Consider the following 23,969-nt stretch of genomic DNA (forward strand, 5'->3'; position numbering starts at 1 on the left):
TACAATTACTACAAGACATATGACTTCATTGTTCCGTATTTGAGCGATCGCAACGCGCATCTACTGATGAAACCCAGAAGTACTGCAAGATAGAGCGTTTTGCCATGAACTACTAGCGGTTTTATTGACTTCGGATGTAAGTACCACCTCTCCCTTTTCGTTTACCGCCCATCCACTTGCTTCTACAATAGGTTCTGGTATTGTTACTGGCCTAACACGGGGACTGTGGCGATCGCTGCCAGACTTGAGCGATACCCAAGCTACCTCCACTGTGTCAGGAGTGAGAACATCCTTGGTGGGATTGGGAGGTAAACCACCGCGTCCGGTGATCACAAAACTGCTTTGAGCATAACCTGGACTATCGCAAACTTGTGCTACCTCAGTGTCAACTGGTATTGTTGGTAACTCTACTAAACTCCTGCTGGGGTCAACGTCAGGCGTGTTAAGTTGGATAGTGCCATTGAATTGAGAATTTGCTCCTGTGGCAGTGATGTCGCTTTTTGCAGTTGGTGCATTGCTCGGCTGAATGCCAAAGATCCCTTGAGCGCTGATTTCGACTTTTCCACCCCGAAAGTCAGCAGAATTAGCACTGATATCACTATTTTCTTCAGGAACAGCAATGATGAAGCCATCTTTTGCATCAATTTCGATGTTGCCGCCAGGAATACCAGAACCTTTGGCATTGGTGGTAATAGAACTTTGATTGCGTAGTAACAACAAGGGCGATCGCATAAAGATATTTCCACCTCCTCCTGTAGTGTCAGCAGTGATTTTGGCAGCGTTGTTGAGATATATTGAGTTAGCGTTAATTTTTAAGTCACCCGCACGCCCTGAGCCTGCGCTATTTACAGTTATTTTCGCTCCATCCTGAACTGCCAATTTTCCTGTTGTCAGTGTCAAGTCACCGCCTGCTCCTTGTCGTGTCGTCTCAGCCGAAATTACTGAACCGTTACCAGTGAGATTAATAGATTCAGGAGCATTGACACTTAGGGTTCCGCCTTTACCACTACCAGAGCTAGCAGCTGATACCGTTGCTCCTCCAGTGAAATTTACAGCTAAGGTTTGCCCATTGTCATTGGGTTGAATTGTCAAGTTGCCGCCTGGTGCAGTTCCTGTCGTCCCAGCTTCTAATCTGCTGCCGTCTGTCAAGTTCAATTGTGCAGCTTGCACAGTCAGATTGCCACCATTAGCTGCGGGGTTAGTAGAATTAGTAGCGGCTGAAACGCGCATTCCATTGGCGATAGTTAGTTTTTCAGTCCCAAGAAGCACATCTCCAGCTTGTCCACTACTATCATCTTCAGATGTGGCTGTCAAAGTTCCACTACCACTAAGAGTTATAGATTCAGGTGCAAGGATTGTAAGATTTCCTCCCTTACCACTACTTGAAGTGGATACTGATATCTGCGCTCCGTCAAGGAAATTAGCCGTTAAGCTTTGTCCTTGCTTTCCAGGTTGGAGAGCTATATCTCCAGATGAACCTGTACCAGTTGACTGCGCGAATAAACCGCTTGAAAAGCCACTGAGATGGATTTCTGAAACATTTGCTGTAATCTTACCTGCTTGACCACTGGCAGAGGTAGAGGTGCGGAGTTGCCCGCCATTAAAAGCACTTAAGCTATTTGCATTAAAGGTAACGTTACCCGCATCTCCCTGTCCACTTGTGCTGGCACTGACTTGAGCGCCATCAGCTACAGTTAAGTTAGTTGTATTCAATTCTATAGTCCCGCCATTGCCAGTGGAGTTTGTAAATGTATTGGAGAACAATCCACTAGCAGGACTAACTGGATCAACAGTAAAACTACCAAATTCAGCTAGTCGTTCAAAGTAGGTAGGGTCACTGCCAGAGAGGGTAATGCTGTCAGTAGCATTGACATTAATACTGCCTGCATTGCCACCACTGAAGGCAGTTGCGAGTATTTGCCCACCACCACTAATTTTAAGGGTGTTTACGTCAACTGTGATATCTCCGCCCTCAAAGTCACTTCTGCTTTTAGCACTCAAGACTGCTCCATCTAATATATTTAATGCACCTGTGCGGATTGTTATATTACCACCTTGATCGCTTGCTCCTTCTTCAGTGTTTGTAAGCAAGCCACTAGAGAATCCTTCTAGGCTAACTCCAGAGACAGTAACAAAATCTTTTGCTTCAATTTGAATATTCCCAGCGCTTTTGCTCCCTTGTGTTGTGGCTAAAAATTCAGCACCGTCATTAAGAGAAAGTGATTGTGCCAAAATTTGGATATCACCTGCCTTGCCCTTTCCTTCAGTGGTGCTGAAAATATAGCTATCATTTCCGAAAGAAACATTATTGTTTGCTTGAATGGAAACGTTACCAGCATTTCCCTCTCCAGTAGTGGAGTTCTGGATATAGCTATTATTTCCGAAAGAAACATTACGGTTTGCTTGAATAAAGACGCTGCCAGCATTCCCCCCTCCAGGGGTGGAGCTTTGAATGTAGCTATCATCTACAAAAGAAAGATTACCATTTGCTTGAATGAAGACGTTGCCGGCATCTCCGTCTCCAGTGGTAGAGTTATCAATACTGCTACTATCTGCAAAAGAAATATTACCATTTGCTTGAATTGAAATACTGGCAGCATTTCCTTGTCTAGGAATACCTCTGCCAAATTTATCTGTTCCAGAGGTTGCACTTTCAATATATGTATTAGCAAAAGAAATATTACCATTAGCATACATTAAGATGTTTCCAGCATTTCCTTGTCCAACAGTACCGGCGGAGATAAAATTTCCTGTCAAAAAAAAATCGCTATTATTACTATTATTTAGAAAAGAAAGGTCGCCGTTCACTTGAAATAAAATATTTCCAGGATCTCCTTGTACAGCAGCACTAAAAATGGAGGTATTTGTAAAAGAAGTATTTCCATTCGTCTGAACTGAGATATTGCCAGCATTCCCCTGCCCAAAGTTTTCGATTAGCAGTACAGCCGAATCCATTACCAAAGATGACCCAGATTTAAGATTGATATCACCCGTATTACCAGTAGTACCAGAATTAACCTTATTAATAAATTGAGTCGTTCTAATCGGATTTGTTTGCCCGATTCTCATGGTTTCTGTAGTATTAAGCGTAATATTTCCGGCTTGAGAATCAACTGTCCCTTCTCCCACGATTCCAGTTGCAAGGATAGTATTAAAAATATCTAGGTTCCGGGCGTTAATGGTAATATTACCTCCATTTTCAGCTAATACATCAACTATTGCTTCATTAGTAAGAGAAACGTCAGATTTGACTAGTTCATTAGGAAAGTTTAAAGATAAATTGTTGTCATTTATATTCAAATCTATTGCTCCAGAACCTAAAGCTCCTCCCAACTCCACGCGACCACCTGGAGCTTGTAAAACTCCACCATCTAAGCTCACATTGCCGCCCACGAGTAATAGACTTCGACCATTAGAAACTTTTAGACCCTGATAAGCAGGCTCGAAAAAATCTGGATCTGGAGAAGTAAGAGAAGGAGCAAGTCCTATAGCTCTACGTGACCTAACAGTGATCGGAGCAGCAATCTGATTAAACAAAAAAGCAGAAGGATTTACATTCAGAAGTCCTTTTGGAATAGGCTCAACTGGGTTAGTGCTGAAAATTTCACCATTAGCCAATCCAATGGCATTTGCTGTTGTGACGACAAATGAACCATTTATATTTAAACTAGCGTTCGGGCCGAAAATGATCCCATTAGGATTAATCAGGAATAAGTTGGCTGTACCATTAGCTCGGATTAATCCATCGATATCAGAAATAGACTTGCCTGTTACTCTACTAATAATGTTCTGAATATTCCCAATATTATTAAAGGAAGCAGTATCGCCAGTCGGGACAGAGAATTCTTGAAAGCTGTGAAACAGGTTGCCGCCGACCTGTGTTCCACCATTGATGTTAAAGGTATTACCTTCTTTTATAATGTTAGAGTTAATGGGTAAGGTGCGATCCGAGCTAATTTGAGCGTAGGCGCAGCCCGTCGTAGACATCGCACAATTAAAAGACAAAGCACTGAAACTGATCGCAATACCTAGCGCTGTACCCCAACAACTAAAATCCCAACTACTAGACATTGCAAGCCTCCACAAGTATTATCAACACCAAAGTTTAGTTAAGCACATATAGGACTCCTATTTGATTTTTGAATAACTAAGCTGCCTATAACCCAATACGCTTGGGTTAAGGAAATTTATCCGTTAAGACAGGCTGTTCTTGAGCAGGGGAAGCATGGGAAGCAGGGAGAGAGAAAAAAGGCTTAAGTGAACTGTATTGGAATAGTATCGGCGCAATCGTACTCAAACGGGACAAACTTAACCCAATCTTGCTTAATAATTTGGCGTTCGCCAATTTTTTTTGAAGTTAGAGAAATTGGTAAATAATGTAGTCATAAGGGTTTGGCAGAAATCAGGTTTTTGGATGGTGGCGAGTGGTGAACCAATACCCAAAATTAATTCGCTCCGAGGGAGCGATAGCGTTCGCGTAAGCGTCCGCTCTGCAAAAGCGCCGACCTGTCGGTTCGCAATCTGGGACAAAGGCTGTAACCGAATGGCGCTCTTGTAAAGGTGAAAATTTGTGCGAAGTGGTCTTGCAGTAGGAAAATGGATGAAGCGGTAGTGCTCACCAAGCTATATTTTTGGAATTATGGTGTTGAATCATTTCTTGTTAAAAGAGCCAGCTTCGGTATCTCATGAACACTCAGAGTACATCAATCTACTTTTGTGAACCCAAAATCTGCTCTAAAAAAAGCTTTAAATGGGGTAAAAGACTGACGCCTTTATTCTTTTCGGATAAAAAGTCATTTATTATGCAACCTTCTGGAACTCTTGCTGGTTTAGATATCCTAGTAGTTGAGGATGATAATGATACTCGTTTTTTCATCACTACTGTATTGGAAATGGATGGAGCAAAAGTTATAGCAGTGATGTCAGCAGCTGAGGCACGCAAAGTATTATCCGAATTGCAACCCGATGTTTTAGTTTGTGATATTGGGTTGCCTGAGGAGGATGGCTACACTTTCATCTCCAAAATCCGTGCGCTCAAACCAAAGAATGGTGGACGAGTCCCGGCTATTGCTTTAACAGCCTATGCTGATAGTGAAGCTCGGATTCGTGCCTTGGAAGCTGGCTTTAACACTCATGTATCTAAACCGATTGGTCCAGAAGAACTAGTTGAGATAGTTGCTAGTTTGGTTGCTTCTTGTAATTGGTAATTATTGTAGTGCTTGATGTAAACCCAGGCATCCCATTAAGTAATTTATCGACATCAGCACCCACTATAGACCAATACGGTTCAGTTAAGCATCTCTTTCTTGTCTCTGCGTCCTCTGCGCCTTGGCGGTTCGTTAAAAAATTGACTTTAACAGCAGAGTTTTAGCCTTAACTGAACCGTATTGCTGTACTGGCTGCTTGGGGTCGGTAGACTGCTGCATACAAAAATGTGATCCAATGGATCACATTTCAAAAGCAAATCAGTGAATGGTACAAAGCATTTGTTGGGGTGGTAGATAAAACTACTGAGGATTTGTAATAGTGTACGCCCGCAAGGGCAGTGCATGAAGGGCAATCGCATGATTTATATTTTGATTCAGCAACGCCAATTATTCAATAAATAACCGTGCAAGACTGGGCAATGCTTCGCCATAAGTAGGATGGATGTGAACAGATTTTTCTAATAATTGCCAAGTTGCTCCTGCTTCCATAAGCGACAGAAATACATGCACGATCTCAGCCGCTTCATAACCAACCAATGTTGCTCCTAAAATCTGATCCGTTTCTGTATCTATTACCATTCGGTAAAAGCCTAAATCATGCCCCCACTCAATAGCACGAGCAATATCGGACATTGGCAGGGTCACGTAGCGAGCATTAATCCCCTTTTCATGAGCGTTTGCAATTGTCATTCCAACCCGTCCAACTTGTGGCTCAGTATATATGGCATAACCTAATACACGGTCGTTGCGAGTCCGGTTCTCACCACGCAAGATAGCCTTTAGACGCCGATAATCTTCCCAAGAAACATGGGTGAAGGCAGGCTGTTGAGCAACATCTGCGATCGCATATACATCTGAGCATGTTGTCCGAAATTGCTCGTCAACTTTAACATAACCTTGTTCATTTAGCTCAACACCTGTGGCCACTACATTCAAAGCACTGGTGTTCGGCTTGCGTCCAGTTGCAATCAACAGTGCCTCACCTTGGAGTTGGTGACCATTATCTAATTCCAGGGTAAACACATTATCGTTGTAACTAACTTTATCAGTGTTGACATGAAAGTGAATTTGAATGCCATCTCGCTTTAGAGCTTCAGCTAAAGTTTCACTCACATCAGGTTCCTCATGATCTAGGATGCGTGAGCCTCGCACAATTATGTGTGTTTCACTACCCAAACGTGCTAATCCCTGTGCGAGTTCCAAACTAATGTAACCAGCACCAATGACGAGCAGCCGTGGTGGCAACTTTTGTAAGTCAAAGAAATTGCGGTTTGTTAAGTAAGGTGTGCCTGCTAAACCGGGAATGTTAGGGATGGCAGCCGATGTCCCTGTATTAATAACGACTAGTGGTGCTTGAACGGTGACATTACTGCCTGTAACTGTTCGCTCTCCAGTAAAGGATGCTTCTGCATACACCACCCTCACTCCTGCTTCATGCAAGCGTTTGTCAACTCCTTGATGCCAGCTATTGCGAATTGAACGTACCCGCTCCATCACAGCCGGAAAATCAACCTTAACTTGAGCATATATCCCTAAATCCTTAGCTTGACGAACACGACCCGCAGCATGAGCAGCTGCTAAAAACGCTTTAGAAGGGGTACAGCCATAATTGATACAACTCCCACCCAGCAAGTCTCTTTCAAACAAAACAACCTTACGGCCTTCTTTGGCAAAGTCAGCGGCCAGAGGCACACCTCCCTGACCACTACCGATGATAATCACATCTGCTGTTTCCATACTTGACTCCCTGTAAAATCAAACGGTGGAATTAAACTAGAGTATTTGCACGGTGGAATATCTACTAACTGAGCCACTTTGCTGTAATCTTTAGATTAAGCACTTACCAATAATAAAAGCAAGAGCCGTCGATGAAAGCCGTTCCCTACGGGACGCTGCGCGAACGGGCGAAAGCGCTAAAGATATAACAGTGTGCAAATATCCCTGATCCGGTGAGGCAGCGCAGGAACATCTCAGCTTGACGATGAAGATTGGGAGCATTCGTGACAGGTGAAGATTAAATCAGTTTTGTCAATAGTAGTAACGCTATAAATTAAGGCAAGGCGTGAGTATCAAATTGAGAATTGTACGGGAGATCGAGCCTAAGAATGAGTGGCACTTTTTTTGATGAGGCGTAGGCGTAGCCAGCCGTAGGCATCGCTAGCCCAAAAATTGTGTTTTTTACCCCCGTTTTTCAGAAAATTTTAAGCACTATTACTTATTGATAAATTGTTTATGACCTTAACCTGTCAAGGATGCATTGGGAGTGCAATTGTAAATTCAGGCAACCTATCGGTATGCTTACAGCTATTTTCAGATAAATAGACCACACGGTAACGGCACAGCAATGCTGTGCCCCTACGACAGATGTGGTTCAAATACATGAAAACTGCTGTAAATATCGTAAATCCATTGTCAATCGACTTGTAGCTACTTTTTCAGTCTTGCGTAGGCGTAGCCTGCCGCAGGCATCGCTTCACTGCTGGTTACTGCTTTTAGCCAAATATAGCTGTTGGATTTAGATTTTCTTAAATAAAATTCTCGTAACGATACAGACGGCAAACTAATTCATGCTGCTTTTCAACACCAAAGAGTTTCTTGGCACGAAACAATTAGCGATCGCTAGTACTGTAAATACTAGCGATCGCCTTAGGATAAGTTTGTTATCGTTATGGTCTGATACTGCCTGTACCTACCTTTACCTTTTGTGATCCTTCAACGATTTGGTAGAGTTTGTCTTCAAATTTTTGCATACATGCCGACCAATCAAATTCGAGTATGGAGGGGCGAGCGTGCCGAGTCATATCTGCTTTCAAATCGGAATTTTCTAGAATCGCAATCACCTTTTGGGCGAAATCTGTTGGATTGTTAGGTTGGGCAAGGAAGCCGTTACGACCAGGAGATACCTGTTCAGAGGTTGAGGGGGCAACAACGGCAACCAGAGGGGTTCCAGACGCTAATGCCTCGTTATTTGTAGTGCAGAAGTTTTCGGTGACGGAAGGGTTGACAAAGACATCCGCTCTGGCAAACCAACCTAAAAGTTCTGTGCCGTGGGACTCACCCCAGATGGTAATACCGGATGCAAACTTTTGGGCACGCTGACGGATCTCTTCATCTAGAGGGCCACTACCAACAATCACCAGATGGACATCAGGGATTTTGGCAGCTATGAGCGGAAATATATCAAGCAGTTGGTTGACGTTCTTTTCAGGGGTGATGCGTCCGACAAACAAAAGAGTCGGTCGGTTGTCATTAGGAATGGGATTATAACAGATGTTTCGCGGGTGAAATTTTTCGCAATCGATGCCTTGATAAGCAACGTATTCAGCACGTTGGCATTTCAGCTCTTTGTATTTAGTAAGTTGTTCTTTAGAAGAAAAGTAATTGAAGTCATAAGACTCACTAAATTGCTTGACTAAAGTGGGAATGATCGGACGAACCAAGCTGAAGAACTGATCTCCAAAGTAATATTTGATATACGCAACTATATCTGTATGGAAGAGTGATATTATTGGCGTGCCTGTTCGTTTTGCGTATTCGGTGCCGATCGGGCGACCATAACCTTGCAAGAAAAATGAGTATAAACCTCTCATTTGCGCGGCTTCTTCAACCACTATGATATCTGGTTTGAATTTCTCCAACAACTTGGTATCACTCCAATGTCGATAGTGCAATGGTTGAGGAAGAGACTTGTAAAATATCAGTGGTTGTGTGGGGAATGCGTAAGCAGAAAAATTGGGGAAAGACTGAATTTCATTTAAACCTGGCATAGGACGATCGCCAACATTTTTGGGGTAGCGATCGTTGATTTGCGGATGGATTAGAAAAACCTCATGTCCCTGCTCTAGCAACCAACGAACCCGTTGGTGTACTGCGACGGAAACTCCAGTTAAGAAAGGAGCGTACAATCCTGTAAACAGTGCAATGCGAAGTTTTTGCTTAGTCATAGAAAAGCGGAATATTTCACGAAAATGCTGGTTTTGAATTTAGGACTTACGCAGCAAATGTTTCATGAACATCCTGATTATCTGCCTCAGTAATTCCCACTAATACAGTTAGTTTGAGGATTTACGTTTTTTCAAATAGCCTAAATTCTCGATGGTGAAAAGGATGTTTCTAAACCTGGATTATTAACTATCAAAACATCCAAAGTTTTCAGTCATAATTCCCCTTAATATATTTATATAAACCCTTGCCAATAATGTAAATAGATTTTGGAAATCAACAAACAAAAGCGTGTATTTTGACAAGGGTTATAGCTAATATAGTTCTACTAAATATAAGATAATATAATTTGAAGACTAGGGAATGTTTAGTGTAATAACTTTCATACCCTAGTTTATATCTAGCGATTTAGTTCAAAGAGAAACCTTGCTATCAATAGGCTGATCCAACCACTGATAAGGGCGATATTCGACTAGCTTGACATTCCAGGGCCCTTGAACCCGATAGGAAACACCCCGCCAAGTGACTGTTGAAATCCACAGTGACGATAGCATCACTAGCCCATAAACCCACTGTGTTAGGGGAATCCCAATTAACATTTTGATGATTGTAGCAGCTGATAATTTTGCGTAGACGCCGAGCGGCTTGCCGATAGGCATCCCCTGGTCATTAGAGCGAACCACTCGCTGTATCTCTAATTCCAACACGAGCATTATCAAGAGTAATCCGACAGTATAGACTCCATAGCAGACTAACAAGAGAGCCGCAGCTTCCCATTTTGCCTCTAACAACGACTCTAGAACTAAAATTATGACTATAGTAGGAAACAAAATGCTAGAAACAGCTTCACTAACTAGAGCTAACCAACGTGGGTGATACAGTCGAGAACAAAGTATGAGGCGCTTGAGATAGTCTATTAAGTTGAATAAATCAGTCTCTTCACGATTGACTATCAGCAGCGAAGGCACAAACTTTACCTGCAATCCATGTTTTTTGAGAATGTCGTGCATCATAAAATCTTCGCCTAAAGCTTGTCCCCACTTATCTAGCAGTTCTGTTTGGCGAAGTGCTTCTGTTTTAATAGCCAAAGTCCCACCCCAAGGAATCTGGAAGATAAACATTTGCACTACTGTGGATACATTGCCTATGTAGCGCACTAAAGATCCCCAATACTTACCTGTAGGTACGTACCAACGGTTACCCGTTGTTGCCCCTACTTTGACATCGCCTAAAGGACTGACTAATTCTCGCAGCCAATTCACATGGACTATAGTATCAGCATCTACTAGGGCAACCACCTTGTAAGAATCGTCCAATTCATGGATAGCTTGGATTAAAGAACTGCATTTCAGACTACAATTGTTGCGTACTATTCTCAAAGGGCTAATTTGAACATTGGTCGCTTCTTGCTCTCTAATGGTTTCACTGGCAATTTTCCAAGCGGGATCTTCGTGACTATCAACGATCAACTTTAAATCATACTGTGGGTAGTTCTGATTTAGGAGTGATCGCAAACATCTAGGCAAAAACGGATCGGCTCCGCGTAGGCAAAGAATCACTGCTGTTTTGGGCAACTGGTCATCTGGTAATAAGTTTTTTTTGGATGAGCGCAGATACCATATAAAGACAAGCGTTAAACACACCTGAATAACCAGCCAACCCATCAAAGACTTAGACAGAAATATCGCCAAATCTTCCACTTCCATTAAATTTTTAATCTCCGGTAGAATAAGCGATTGGGGATTAGGAAGATGGGGTGACGCGGTGACAGGGAGACGCGGTGAAAAAACTCTCCGTGTCTCCATGTCTAGTCCCCAGTCCCTTTACGAATCAAGCGAATATTTCATAATAATGTTGACTGTTGTATTTTTGTTTACAACAAAACTGGCGTCACGAAACTTTGGCGCACCTGTTTGTATGGACACAGTTGGATTTTTGGAAATCCCAAAACCTTCTTTGGGAATACCGAAAAAGTCTTTATTGAGTTTGCGATCGCCATTCTGATCATCAACTACGGCGACAGCATAAGTTCCACGCTTCAAACCGGAAAATTCTTTTTTTACAGAACTTCCACTAATCTTAACGCAACCACTTTGATCTCCACTAGAATTACTCATCGGAAATCCTTGTTCACTTGCGTAAACTCTCAAGCAAATCTCACCTTTTTGGTGATGTATTCCATTTACCACAACAGTTAGTGTTTCAGTTGGCTCTGCATTCACTGTTTTCGCAAAGCTGATGCTCACTAAAGTTGCAAGCAAAACATGACAAAATTGAGATAGTTTCAGCATAATTTTGTAGTCAGAATAGGTGATTTTGAGGTTGATCAAAAGCTGCGTTTGCCAGCTTTTATTTCTGAACTGATTTGTTCAAAGCGTGATTTGCTGTTTTTTCATTGATGCTCTATGCCAACCTTTCCAAAGTACTTGCAGCACTTTTAGCAAATCTTTAAGCAAAAGATATTGTGTCCCTTTTAACTGCTGATATAGACTTATATGACAACATAGCCGCTCATACAAACTCAGGGGACTACGCCATATGGAAAGTACATACTCCCAGAATATTCTCCAATGTGGCAATAAAATTTTTCCCTTCTTTGCTGAATCGAACCATACTGCATATGCATAAAAATCAGGTAGCATACTCAATGAGGGTTTTTTACTGTTGTTAGTAAACAACAAATAATTAGGGAAATACATACTCATTGATTGTTGCGGATGGCTTCTGGCAAAAAACAGGTATTCAGGGATTTCATAAAACCTACCGAGAATACCAAGTCTTAACAAGAGAATTCCATCTGCATTACCGTAACCACCCATAGGCGGTATCTTTTTCAAGGCACTGGCGCGAATTACCCCGTAACATTGATAACATAAATGCTTGGTCAGCAATTCGTTAAAACGCTGCTGTGGTTTTAGTGCATCTGCTTTGAGTTTGATATCGTAGTTTTGGAGAAAATTACCCTGTTCATCAATGAAATATGTCTGGGAGTGACACAAGATGATGGTAGGGTCTTGGTCAAGCACCTCAACACACTTTTTGATAAAATCTGGAGCATGTAGATCATCATAAGCTGCCCACTTAAAGTACTCACCCGAAGACAATTTAAAGACGCGATCGAAGTTACGGGCACAACCAATATTCTTGTCATTACGGTAGTAACAGATACGTTGGTCTTGCTCGGCGTATGCTCTACAAATTTCTTCAGTTTTATCTGTAGATGCATTATCTGAAATAATTATCTCAAAATCTTCAAAAGTCTGAGCCAAGAGTGAATCTATGGCTTCTTTGAGATATTTCTCACCATTGTATACAGGTAATCCGATGCTCAATCGTGGCTGATTCCCAATCATAGAAAACAAGTATTCGGAAAATAGGTGGATTATTTTATGCTTAATTGCAGCTAGTTGTTAGGCAGATGCAACGTAAGAATTCATAAATCAGAATCCAGAAGCAAAGACGCTCCGCTCCTAACTCCTTACAATCCAACAATGATTACGAAAATTTATGGACTATTTGAGCAAGCGTTGGATATCTGTTTTTTGCAGCCATTTATGTGTTTGCTGCATTCCTGATTCTAGGTCAATTGTTGGTTTATAATTTAACAGGCTTTGTGCTTTGACAATGGAACAAGCATAGGGACGAGTCATAAAATCTATAGACTCAGGTAAAATATCAACTTTTTGGCGAAAAAGTTTTTGTCCTTGAACACGTAGCTTTAGAAACAACTTGATTTCATCTTTTGGTAATGAAAGGGGTGCTGATAAACCTTCCATTGCTGCTAAACGCATAAAATACTCTTTCCAGGAAGTTTCTTGTCCGTCGGTGATATTAAATATTTCACCGTAGGTTTCTTTTTCTATCGCTAGAAAGATGCTATCAATCAGGTTATCTATATACACATGATTGATCACTCCTTTTCCATCGTTGGCATAGGCAAATAATTTTTGGCGCATCATCAGAATTGGTCTGACTATCCAAGGAATACTTCCTGGGCCGTAAATATCCCCGGCTCGAATAACGATGATGCCAAAATCTGGGGGATTATTCAGTTCTAAAAGTGCTGTTTCAGCTTCTATTTTCGTTTGACAGTATGAATTATTTTCGCCAGAGAGTGGTCCGGATTCTGTAACACCATTAGGATAGTTGAAACCGTAAACCATCACACTGGAAAGATGCACAAATGTCTTGATACCAGCCTGTTTAGCGGCTTGAGCTATGTTGACAGTACCGCCAACATTGACATCACGAAAATGGTTAATTGCGCCAGCTTCTTCGGCAATTTGATATGTATGTAAAACGATGTCTACTCCCTGACAAGCCTTTTGGGCAGTGGTAGGATCGGTGATACTACCAATAATTACCTCAACACCTAAATTCTGTAATTGTTTGTTTTGTTCTGTAGAACTTTGCAGTCCACGAACCTTCATTCCTTGCACTATGGCTAACTCGGCTGTACGCAAACCGACAAGTTCATCAATCCCAGTAATTAGGAGGGTCTTGTTTTTGAGGTTCATAAAGTCGGGATTATTGTTAAATAGGTGAATTTGAGTTAGCAAAAGACTTCAAAGTTATACCAAATTAGAATTTGGTAAAAACTTTTAATCTCAAATTGGTATAAAGAACAACTTTTCTCTGGAGAGGCTGTACCAATACTTAGTTTTGAGTCTATATCAGGGCAAAATAATTTGATTATTTTGCTGTTAGGAATCAGCTAGAAAATATCTCCTGGATCAGCGGAACGGAGTTTATTGATAGCAAGTGCTCCTGACGTTATACACATTAAAACTGCTGATGTTAAGACAATCAGTGCATTATTAGTGGTCATAAATATTGGTAATTTGGTTGCTTCTTTTGCAAAACTATATAACAGCACAGAAGTAATAAATCCTGGAATATAGCCTAAGATAGCCAAAATTAAAGCTTGTTGAAATACCACATTTAATAAATAGGTATTGGCATAACCTATGGCTTTTAAAGTGGCGTAAGCGACGAACTGTGTAGCAATATTGCTGTAAAGAATTTGATAAACAATAACCACACCAACAACCGCAGCCATTGTCAACATCAAGTTAAGTATAAAACCAATGGGTGTTCTGACTGCCCAATATTTTTTTTCAAAATCAATAAAGCCTTGGCGTGTAAAAACTTGGACATCATTAGGCAAACTTGCTTGCAAATTTTTCAGTACTGTTTCTGCATTAGTACCAGGTTTGAGGGAAATCAAACCGATATCTATCATATCTGCCGGACGAGTATTGGGATTTATCCTCAAGAAAGTTGAGTCACTAACAAGTAAATTGCCGTCTACCCCAAAGGAAGGCCCCAAGCTGAATAAACCACCAATTCTCACTCGATAGCCAATTAATGAATTGAAGGGAAATATTTCAATTGTCTGTCCAGTTTCTCCCGCATTAAATTTTTCAGCTATTGGGCCAAACTCTGGACGAGAACTCCGGTCAAAAAGCATGACATCGGGAATTTTGAGTTTATCTAAATTTTCCTCAACTTCTGGGATGTTCATCACAGGTCTGCCTGGATCGAAACCAATAACATATATTGAATATTTCTCACTAGTTGCCGGATTTTTAAGTTTGGCAAATTGCAAATACATGGGGCTAACTGACTCTACACCGTTAAACCCTAAAGATTGGTACAAACGAGTTCGCGAAAAGCTTTGATTTGAGGTCAAAGATTTATATTGCGAACTAACTATAAATAAATCTCCTTTAAGATGCTGATGCACTGCGGTCGCACTGGAATAGAGAGCATCTTGGAAACCAAGTTGCACAAACATTAGCAGCACAATAAAACCAATCCCGGCTACAGCTACTAGTAAACGAACTTTTTGCTGGGCTAGCTGTAGCCATGCTAAAGGTATTTTGAAAACCATGAATTTATTTGTTATTTGTTAACTGTCATTTGTTCTCAGCGACTAATGACTATATTTGAATGGCAACATCTACCTGTAAGTTAGTTAAACGAGCCACTCGTTTACTATCTGCGGGATTATCAATAGAGATTTTTACTTCAACTATTCTCCGATCTGTATCTGATCCAGGGTTAAGGCTGAAGATGTTTTGCTTGTCAACTTGCCAACCAATCTCTTTGACAGTTCCCTGTAATATTCCAGTAAATGCAGTGCTCCTAATAGTGGCTTTTTGACCTACACGCACTTTTTGAACATCGGTTTGATACACCTCTGCAATCACATACATTTGGGATGTCTTACCTATTTCAGCAAATCCTGTGCTGGTGTTGATTACCTCTCCGGTTTTGGCGTGAATTTTCAAAATTTTGCCATCTATGGGAGATTTGATGTAACTTAAATCCAAGTCGGCTTTTGCTTGTTGAACAGCAGTAGTTGCACTGTTGAGTTCGGTTTGTGCTACTTGAACATCTACACTACGCACTTCGCTAATACTCGTGAGTGTAGCTTGTGCTTGCTTGAGTTGTTCTTGGAATGTGTCTTGAGTTCGCTTGAGAGTGGCTTGAGCTTCTGTCAGTTGCTGTTGTGTAGTCTTTAGTTGCAAAGCTTTGGTATCTGCTATGGAAGCTGCGATCGCACCTTGCTTATATAATTGCTGATAGCGATCGTTCTCGGCTTGAGCATTGTCTACTTCAGCCTGGATGCGGTCTATTGTCGCCTGTTGTGTGGCAACGTCTCCTTTATATTCTGGCTCTAAACGGGCGATCGCTGCCTTTTGAGCATTGACATCTCCGGTTTTAGCTCCAGATTTGACCTGCGCTAGTTTAGCTTTGGCAACTTGCTGTTTGTCTAAAGCCTGTTGCAAAGCTGTTCTAGAACGACCATAATTTTCTAGATACGCCAATAATTGCCCTGCTTTAATCGTATCTCCTTCTTTCACCAACAATCTTTCTACCCGCACCCCATTATTGGAAGCGGGAGCAGTCAAAGAAGTAACTTCGCCTTCTGGCTCCAAACGTCCCAAGGCAGTCACAGCAACTTTCGCAGGAGTCGCAGCTTTTGGAGGAAACGCTTGCGGTGTCTGAACTTTAGGTTTAGACCAAAACGATGCCAAACTATAGAAAGTGATTAATCCCGCCGCTAAAGTCAGAGAAGTTGCTAAAATTACTTGCGATCGACCTGTGGGTTTTGTGAATAATCGGCTTTCTTTATTTACTGCCATGTTTTTATTCCAATTCTGTTTTTTTAGGGGATAGCTTGGTTATATTTAGTCGATTTGAATAGACTCATCCGCAAATTACCAAGAGCGCTTTTCCTCTAGGGTTTCTACCTTAATTAAGTAGATGGGTCTAAATTGGTTTTATATGAATTGTTTTACGCTTTTGCCGCCCAAACTCACTATTGTGGCGTAAAAATTAATGGTGTGTTACTTCAAAGCTTCCTAAGTTATATCCTGATTTGATATCTAATCCAGTAGCGTAAAATACAATAGTGTTAACCAGAAAACTTAACTCTCAAGAACAACGAAGCGTCAGTAAAAATGAACTCAAAACTTGGATAAACTTGTCATTAAGTATGGCGTAAAAATTGATTTTTGTCAACCAATTTACCTTGTATAAGTCTTGATTCTCTCACTATAATATTTCATCACAGTAAGATTAGAGACTGAAAAAATTTACTCATCACTAATCCTTGGTCTGCCAATTGAATACCAACAGATGGTTAATTTTTAAGCAGATTTGACATTAATAACAGATTATTGTTACCAAGGTTGTGTAATCTAAGACATTATTATCTATTTGGCTAACAACATCTAGCCCTGCAATTGATTGCACACCAAATCGGTTGGTAGATGCAAAATCTGAGCTTTACTTCGGTTCATTTTTTACTGAAAACTCATTTAACCCATATTATGTTTATCAAGCAACATACTAAAAATTAACATTTGCTTTATAAATAACCGCTTTGCTTCTTAACTTGACTTATATTCAAAAATAACCAAAAACTTTGGCTCAATTATGATGTTTCTCTGAGAAAAAACACTTATGGTTATTCAATTTATCTTTGTATTCATTGAATTGTTACTTACTAGACAACAGATTTATATTGTTAACTTAATCCAGCGATAATTTCTGGGTAACTCGTAGATAACAAAATATTTACCACATTCATTTAGTCATAAATTATACTTTCATGCTTAATCTTATTCAAAATTTACACCAGTTATGGTGGAGGTTTATTTATGAAATAACTTTAAAGAAATGATTTAGTTTCTGTAAAGTATGTTAGTGTTTTTATTAATTCAATGCTTTAAAGTGGTTAGACAAACTAGTTATTTAATTGATATTTTTAAATTAAAAATAACTAAACATAACTGCTTTACCATCACTTTGTGATCGTTTAATTACTTTTTCAACTTGCATAAATTCGGATTAAAGGTGGTGTCTTTTCTGTAACGAACTTGTCAACTTTGCTGGGTCAAATCCCATAAACTAATTATCCTGGACATTGAAACTGGCTATGACATTTATCAAGATACAGAACGTTGTCATGAATACCAGCTACGTTACTGCAATTAAGCTAAATAATCAAATGGTTTCGGGCGAAAAAAGCGTTTCTGTTCCCTTATCTACTCCTCAGTTTCCATCGTTCCAGTGGGATACCATTGCTCAAAATCTCTTCCATTACAAATGGATTGAATTTCCTGGTCAAGCAGTTATTACACTCCAAGACTATTTTACCAGTTTTAACAACGTCATCGACCATGCCAATTTTAGATTTTGGATCGCACCAAAGGTGCGCTGACAGCGCAACTTGGATTTTGGATTTTTTTGGTTTGTCCTCCACTTATTGTGGGTGGAACAAATCTAAAAGACGCTCGTACCCCTACTCTCAAGTAAGCTACGCGCAGCGTGCTGTAGGCAAGACTTGCTAACGCTACGAAGAAAGCAAATCTAAAATTGCAAATCTAAAATCCAAAATTGGTTGACCTATTGCCACAATATCAAGAATCTAGCGTTGTATAACATTTTTGTGCGATCGCTGTGTGCCAAAATTGCCTGTAAATCTAAGGCTTTCTCAAGGCAGTATGTGTCGTGTGGTGTCGAATTGGAGAAAAGCATTTAGTGCAGATAAGATAGCTAACTGCTTACAAAACAAGAGATTTTCATTAATTAGTAGGCAACAGAAATTACTGTAGCTACACAATCCACAGTACTAACTATGCCCTATGTCTGCTCATTCCATTGATACTGCCTTAGCGGAGTTAGAGAGCCTGATCAATAATTGTGAAAAGGCTGTAATGAGGTCTATAGAGGAAAAAAAAATGAAGTCAGATAAATCAGTGTCAATCAACAAAATTAACAGACAATTACAACATAATCCTATAGCCATTGTTGGGATGGCGTCTCTATTGCCTAAAGCCAGAAACTTGCGGGAATACTGGCAAAATATAGTAAACAAAATTGATTGTATTACTGATGTTCCCTCGACCCATTGGAACGTCGAGGATTATTACGATCCAAATCCCAGAACCTCTGAGGATAAAACTTACTGTAAAAGAGGCGGGTTTATTCCAGAGGTTGATTTTAACCCGATGGAATTCGGCATACCGCCCAGCATTTTGGAAGTAACAGATGTATCGCAACTATTAAGTTTAGTAGTTGCGAAAGAGGCGATGGAAGATGCAGGTTATGGCGAACAACGTGAGTTTAGCCGCGAGACTGTTGGGGTAATCTTAGGCGTGGCTATGGCCAAGCAATTAGGAATGCCACTTTCTGCGAGGTTAGAATATCCTATTTGGGAAAAAGCGCTCAAGAGCAGTGGTTTATCCGACGAGGATACGCAAAAAATCGTTGAAAAAATCAAAAGCGCCTATGTAAAGTGGGATGAGAACGCTTTCCCTGGAATGTTAGCTAACGTAGTCGCGGGTAGAATTGCCAATCGCCTAAATTTTGGCGGAATGAACTGCGTAGTTGATGCCGCTTGCGCTAGTTCCTTTGGTGCTTTAAAGATGGCAATTAGTGAGCTAGTTGAGCATCGTTCTGACATGATGCTGACTGGTGGTGTTGATACCGATAACACCATCATGGCTTACATATCTTTCAGCAAAACACCAGCTGTTTCTCCCAGTGAGAATGTCAAACCTTTCGATGCTAAGTCGGATGGGATGATGCTGGGTGAAGGTATCGCCATGATTGTCCTCAAACGGTTGGAAGATGCCGAACGTGACAACGATAAAATATATGCCGTGATCAAAGGCATTGGCACTTCCAGCGATGGACGCTACAAGAGCATTTATGCTCCCCGCAAAGAAGGTCAAGTTAAAGCCTTAGAACGTGCTTATGAAGATGCAGGCTTTTCTCCCGCTACTGTTGGTTTGATGGAAGCACATGGCACCGGTACAATGGCTGGAGATCCGACGGAATTCGGTTCTTTAAAAGACTTCTTTGACGGACATGATCACAAAAAACAGCACATCGCTTTGGGTAGTGTGAAATCGCAAATTGGACACACAAAAGCGGCTGCGGGTGCGGCGAGTTTGATTAAAACTGCTTTGGCATTACATCACAAAGTATTACCGCCGACAATTAATATCACCGAGCCGAACCCCAAACTCAATATTAAAAATTCCGCCTTTTATTTGAATACCGAAACCAGACCTTGGATTCGTCCAGAAGGGGAAGCGCCAAGACGCGCGGGTGTGAGTTCTTTTGGCTTTGGTGGCACTAACTATCATGTCGTTTTGGAAGAATATGAAGCCGACCAGAACCACGCTTACCGCTTACACAGCGGTGCTAGTGAAGTGCTGTTGTTTGCTCCGACAGTAGACCAATTGTTGAGCAAATCTGAAGAGATTTTAAGTAAGTTGCGATCGCCTGAAGCAAATACACACTATGCACAATTAGTCAATGAGTGCAAATCACCACAAATTCCCCTCTCTGCTGCCAGATTTGGGTTTATAGCTGAGAATTTGGAAGAAGCTTGCAAGTTGTTGCAAACTAGCATTGACTGGCTGAAACATAAAGGGTCAGCAGCATCTTGGGAGCATCCCCAAGGAATTTACTACCGCGCCTCTGGTATGGAGTTGGGTGGAAAAGTTGTCGCTTTATTTTCTGGTCAAGGTTCGCAATACTTGGAGATGGGCCGGGAACTGGTAACGAATTTTCCTTTGATGCGGCGTCTTCATGGTTATATGGATAGCCTGTTAATCAAAGATAATTTGCAGCCGCTTTCAGAGATAGTTTTTCCTCATCCTGTGTTTGAAGAAGCAGAAAAAAATGCTCAAATTGCTGCCTTACAACGCACAGAATATGCTCAACCAGCCATTGGGGTGTTGAGTGCAGGGATGTACAGCATACTGCAACAAGCTGGGTTCAAGTCAGATTTTGTTGCCGGTCACAGCTTCGGAGAACTGACAGCTTTGTGGGCTGCGGGGGTTTTGAGTACAGAAGATTACTTATTCTTGGTGAAAGCTAGGGGTCAAGCAATGGCGGCTCCCGAAGACCCGGATCATGATGCGGGTAGTATGCTGGCTGTCAAAGAAGACATCAGCAAAGTGGAAGTAGTAATCAGGCATTTTCCGCAAGTAGCGATCGCTAATCAAAATTCTCCGACTCAATTTGTCTTAGCTGGGCCGACCGCAGAAATAGCCAGAGTCAGAGAGGCTTTACACGAGAAAGGATATACAGCTGTATTGTTACCTGTATCAGCAGCTTTCCATACACCGTTAATTGCCTTTGCTCAAAAATCCTTTGCGATCGCTACTAAGTCCGTCAAATTCCAAAGTCCCAAAATCCCTGTTTACAGCAACGTCACCAGTAAGCAATATCCCAAGGAACCCCAAGGTATTCAAAAAATCCTGGAAACGCACCTTTCCAACTCAGTGCTGTTTAAGCAGGAAATTGAAAATATCTATGCAGCCGGTGGTACTTGCTTTGTGGAATTTGGGCCGCGAAGAATTCTCACCAACTTGGTAAAAGATATCCTTGGCAATCGTCCACATATCACCGTATCTTTGAACCCCAGCACCCAAAAGAATAGCGATCGCTCCTTGCGGGAAGCAGTTGTGCAGTTGCGGGTAATTGGTCTGGTTTTGAATAACCTCGACCCTTATCAACTTCCCCAAACTCTACCCCCAATTGATAACAAGAAGGCGTTAAATGTACGTTTGAACGGCATCAACTACAGATCCGAAAAAACGAAAAACGCCTTTGCTCAAGCTTTGGAGAACGGGCACAAAGTTACATTACCTACCGTGACACCGAGCCACCCCACCCCTGAATATTTTGATGCGGCTCCTTTATTTACCAGTCCAGATGTAACTCCAACTCTGGCAGTGGGAGAGACTAATGGACATAAAAAAACATCCCTAATCACCACCCCATCAATGAACGGTGTGACTTCTGATCTCATCACCCAAACAGAGCAACAAATGAATCCTGTGACCCTTTCACAACCAGCCCAGGAATCTAAGATGCAACCAACACCAGAAAAACTTACAAATTACCAACAACTTTTAGAAAGTTTAGAATATCTCCTGACACAGTTTCAGCAAAATCAAGCCGAGAATTTACAAGTTCACGGTACTTATCTCAACCATCAAATGGAATACGCCAAAGCGTTTTTCCAACTGATGCAACAGCAGAATTCCCTGTTGAGTGAAAGTAAATCGACAGCAGAAACTGCCAAAATGAAGCTAGTTGTCATGGAAAGCTTAGAGCGCAGCATGATGCAGTTTCACTCCCAACAAGGTGAAACTCTACGCATCCATGAGCAATATCTCCAAGAGCAGCTGGAATATACCAAAAACTTTTTCCAACTCATACAGCAAGAATATTCTCAAATCATCTCAGGTGATGGAGCGACTCAACCTCAAGAGAAATTAAACAATGGGATAGGACATCATTTCATCCCATTCACCACAGAAACAACTGTCACAGACGCACCTGTACCCCCTACTACCAAGATAGTAGAAAGCCAGCCTTTGCCTGTAACTGAGCCAGTAGCTAAAAATGGCTTAAATGTTACCCAAGCACCTCTGCCGCCCGCTCCCCAGATAGTAGAGCCTGTAATTGAAACTCCTGTATCTCCAGAGACGCAATCAATCGCGTCTCTACTTCCGACTCCCCATTTCCCCAGTGTTGAGACAGTAGAGCCTGTAGCCGAGCCACCTGTCCCAGTAGTAGAACCTCAAAGCGAGGTTGTAGTCAAAATTAGCTCACCCCCAGTCAACGAAGTTATCGCATTCAGCCCAGAACCAGCACCTACAACTGCTGCACCTGTATCTGGCGCAACCATCGATATTGTTGACTTGGATAAAAACCTGTTAGCCATCACCAGTGACAAAACGGGCTACCCAGTCGAGATGCTGGAAATGGACATGGACATGGAGGCGGACTTAGGGATTGACTCCATCAAACGGGTGGAAATCCTGGGGGCGCTACAGGAAATGTACCCCAACCTACCCAAGCCCAATTTAGAAGAACTAGCAGAAAAACGCACCATCGGTCAAGTTGTCGAGTATCTGCAATCCCATGCTTCCAGAAGTATTTCTGTAGAAATTGCAATTCACGAAATACAACAAGCAACCGACGAGATTTCAGTAGAGACTACACCTGTAGTTGAGGTAATCACTTCACCTGAACCGAGCATAGTTGTCGCATTCAACACAGAACCAGTTGTAACTGATGAATTTGCAGACTTAGGTCAAACGCTATTAGCCATCACCAGTGATAAAACCGGCTATCCAGTCGAGATGCTGGAGTTGGAAATGGATATGGAAGCCGACTTAGGGATTGACTCCATCAAACGGGTAGAAATCTTAGGGGCGATGCAAGAAATGTACCCCAACTTACCCAAGCCAAATATCGAAGAACTGGGAGAACTCCGCACCATCGGTCAAATAGTCGATTACCTACAGCAGTTAGCTGGAGGTGAAAAAAAAAAGTTTGAGCCTGAGTTTGTCCAACAGCCACCCGAATTAGAGCATAATATCCAACGCCATCCCGTCAAACTCAAAAGCCTACCACAGCCAGATTATTTGGATTTCACGTTACCAGAGGGACACATCGGTTTAATTACCGATGATGGTTCCCTCACCACTTATAAATTAACTGAATCCCTAATCGCCCAAGGCTGGAAAGTAGTAGTTGTCAGCTTTCCCCAATCGCTGATCGCCCAACAAGCACCGTTACCCACAGGAGTAACCCGCGTCACCTTGGCAAACTTGAGTGAAGAACATCTCCAACAACAACTACAAGCGATCGCATCTCACTGCGGAGCGATTGGGGCCTTCGTCCATCTACATCCTCTTTTCGTAGCAAATCACACCGGGACAATTCCCTATCTCGAACAAGAAAAGGCGATCGTCAAGCACGTATTTTTGATGGCGAAACACCTCAAACCCTCTCTAAACGAAGCCGCAGATCATGGACGTAGTTGTTTTTGCACAGTTGCTCATCTCGACGGCGCTTTCGGCTTAGAGTACAAAGTCAACTTTGGGGCGATTGGCGCTGGTTTATTCGGATTAACCAAAACTCTGAGATGGGAATGGCCAAAGGTTTTCACTCGTGCGATCGACCTAAGTCCCAGACTTGACGCCAAACAGTCAGTACAAAACATCATAGCCGAGCTTCACGACCCCAATCTTTATATTAGTGAAGTTGGCTACGGCTCACAAGGACGAGTCACCCTTATCGCCGATTAAAAGGCTGATGTAGCAGTCCTATTTGAATTGTGAAAATTACTGTTTTAACGAACCGCCAAGGACGCAAAGAGCGCAAAGAGAAGAAATAAACAGAGAATTTCACAAATTTTTTAGGGCTGCTATTAAGATGTTTTTTAACTTCATTCTTAATACAAGAAGATTACTTATTTCTCTTACTTTGCGT

11 protein-coding genes and 1 pseudogene are annotated in these 23,969 nt (G+C 41.6%); 3 read left to right on the forward strand and 9 right to left on the reverse strand.

Annotated features, from left to right (window positions below):
• Positions 1–60: 60 nt before the first annotated feature.
• A complete protein-coding gene (locus tag V7L29_RS34520; RefSeq protein WP_334738310.1) occupies positions 61–4,071 on the reverse strand; it encodes a two-partner secretion domain-containing protein in 4,011 nt (1,336 codons plus the stop codon).
• 731 nt (positions 4,072–4,802) lie between these two features.
• On the opposite strand from V7L29_RS34520, the gene V7L29_RS34525 reads away from it, so the two are divergent.
• The gene (locus V7L29_RS34525; RefSeq protein WP_334689463.1) at positions 4,803–5,207 is read left to right on the forward strand and encodes a response regulator; all 405 of its coding nucleotides are present in this window, start codon (positions 4,803–4,805) and stop codon (positions 5,205–5,207) included.
• A gap of 387 nt (positions 5,208–5,594) precedes the next feature.
• Here the strand turns inward: V7L29_RS34525 and V7L29_RS34530 are convergent, their stop codons facing one another.
• From V7L29_RS34530 to V7L29_RS34565, 8 genes are all read right to left on the reverse strand, one after another.
• Positions 5,595–6,944 carry an FAD-dependent oxidoreductase gene (locus tag V7L29_RS34530; RefSeq protein ID WP_334738311.1) on the reverse strand — a complete coding sequence of 450 codons (1,350 nt, stop codon included), beginning with the start codon at positions 6,942–6,944 and terminating at the stop codon, positions 5,595–5,597.
• 929 nt (positions 6,945–7,873) lie between these two features.
• Positions 7,874–9,151 (reverse strand): glycosyltransferase, encoded by a 1,278-nt coding sequence (locus V7L29_RS34535; RefSeq protein WP_334738312.1) that lies wholly within the window; start codon positions 9,149–9,151, stop codon positions 7,874–7,876.
• Between the two features lie 411 nt (positions 9,152–9,562).
• Complete coding sequence (locus V7L29_RS34540) at positions 9,563–10,849, reverse strand: glycosyltransferase (RefSeq protein ID WP_334738329.1); 1,287 nt, start codon at positions 10,847–10,849, stop codon at positions 9,563–9,565.
• 123 nt (positions 10,850–10,972) lie between these two features.
• Positions 10,973–11,440 (reverse strand): DUF2141 domain-containing protein, encoded by a 468-nt coding sequence (locus tag V7L29_RS34545; protein ID WP_334738313.1) that lies wholly within the window; start codon positions 11,438–11,440, stop codon positions 10,973–10,975.
• Between the two features lie 78 nt (positions 11,441–11,518).
• Positions 11,519–12,502: a glycosyltransferase family 2 protein gene (locus V7L29_RS34550; protein ID WP_334688604.1), complete on the reverse strand. Its 984-nt coding sequence runs from the start codon at positions 12,500–12,502 to the stop codon at positions 11,519–11,521.
• A 159-nt stretch (positions 12,503–12,661) separates the two neighbouring features.
• Complete coding sequence (locus V7L29_RS34555) at positions 12,662–13,666, reverse strand: NAD-dependent epimerase/dehydratase family protein (RefSeq protein ID WP_334738314.1); 1,005 nt, start codon at positions 13,664–13,666, stop codon at positions 12,662–12,664.
• 197 nt (positions 13,667–13,863) lie between these two features.
• On the reverse strand, positions 13,864–15,042 hold the full coding sequence (gene devC / locus V7L29_RS34560; protein ID WP_334688606.1) for an ABC transporter permease DevC: 1,179 nt from the start codon (positions 15,040–15,042) through the stop codon (positions 13,864–13,866).
• Positions 15,043–15,091: 49 nt separating this feature from the next.
• A complete protein-coding gene (locus tag V7L29_RS34565; RefSeq protein ID WP_334688607.1) occupies positions 15,092–16,300 on the reverse strand; it encodes an ABC exporter membrane fusion protein in 1,209 nt (402 codons plus the stop codon).
• Between the two features lie 1,298 nt (positions 16,301–17,598).
• Here V7L29_RS34565 and V7L29_RS34570 point away from each other — a divergent pair.
• Positions 17,599–17,883 (forward strand): hypothetical protein, encoded by a 285-nt coding sequence (locus V7L29_RS34570; RefSeq protein ID WP_334688608.1) that lies wholly within the window; start codon positions 17,599–17,601, stop codon positions 17,881–17,883.
• 424 nt (positions 17,884–18,307) lie between these two features.
• Positions 18,308–22,996 (forward strand): annotated as a pseudogene (locus V7L29_RS34575) (beta-ketoacyl synthase N-terminal-like domain-containing protein); the annotation flags it as partial.
• Positions 22,997–23,969: the final 973 nt, after the last annotated feature.

Origin of the sequence: Nostoc sp., from assembly GCF_036916575.1 — a bacterium.
Taxonomy (GTDB): Bacteria; Cyanobacteriota; Cyanobacteriia; order Cyanobacteriales; family Nostocaceae; genus Nostoc.

Excerpts from the sequence above, each read along its gene's own strand:
- V7L29_RS34520 (WP_334738310.1), bottom strand. The coding sequence starts at position 4,071 with ATGTCTAGTAGTTGGGATTTTAGTTGTTGGGGTACAGCGCTAGGTATT.
- V7L29_RS34525 (WP_334689463.1), top strand. The coding sequence starts at position 4,803 with ATGCAACCTTCTGGAACTCTTGCTGGTTTAGATATCCTAGTAGTTGAG.
- V7L29_RS34530 (WP_334738311.1), bottom strand. The coding sequence starts at position 6,944 with ATGGAAACAGCAGATGTGATTATCATCGGTAGTGGTCAGGGAGGTGTG.
- V7L29_RS34535 (WP_334738312.1), bottom strand. The coding sequence starts at position 9,151 with ATGACTAAGCAAAAACTTCGCATTGCACTGTTTACAGGATTGTACGCT.
- V7L29_RS34545 (WP_334738313.1), bottom strand. The coding sequence starts at position 11,440 with ATGCTGAAACTATCTCAATTTTGTCATGTTTTGCTTGCAACTTTAGTG.
- V7L29_RS34550 (WP_334688604.1), bottom strand. The coding sequence starts at position 12,502 with ATGATTGGGAATCAGCCACGATTGAGCATCGGATTACCTGTATACAAT.
- V7L29_RS34555 (WP_334738314.1), bottom strand. The coding sequence starts at position 13,666 with ATGAACCTCAAAAACAAGACCCTCCTAATTACTGGGATTGATGAACTT.
- devC (WP_334688606.1), bottom strand. The coding sequence starts at position 15,042 with ATGGTTTTCAAAATACCTTTAGCATGGCTACAGCTAGCCCAGCAAAAA.
- V7L29_RS34565 (WP_334688607.1), bottom strand. The coding sequence starts at position 16,300 with ATGGCAGTAAATAAAGAAAGCCGATTATTCACAAAACCCACAGGTCGA.
- V7L29_RS34570 (WP_334688608.1), top strand. The coding sequence starts at position 17,599 with ATGACATTTATCAAGATACAGAACGTTGTCATGAATACCAGCTACGTT.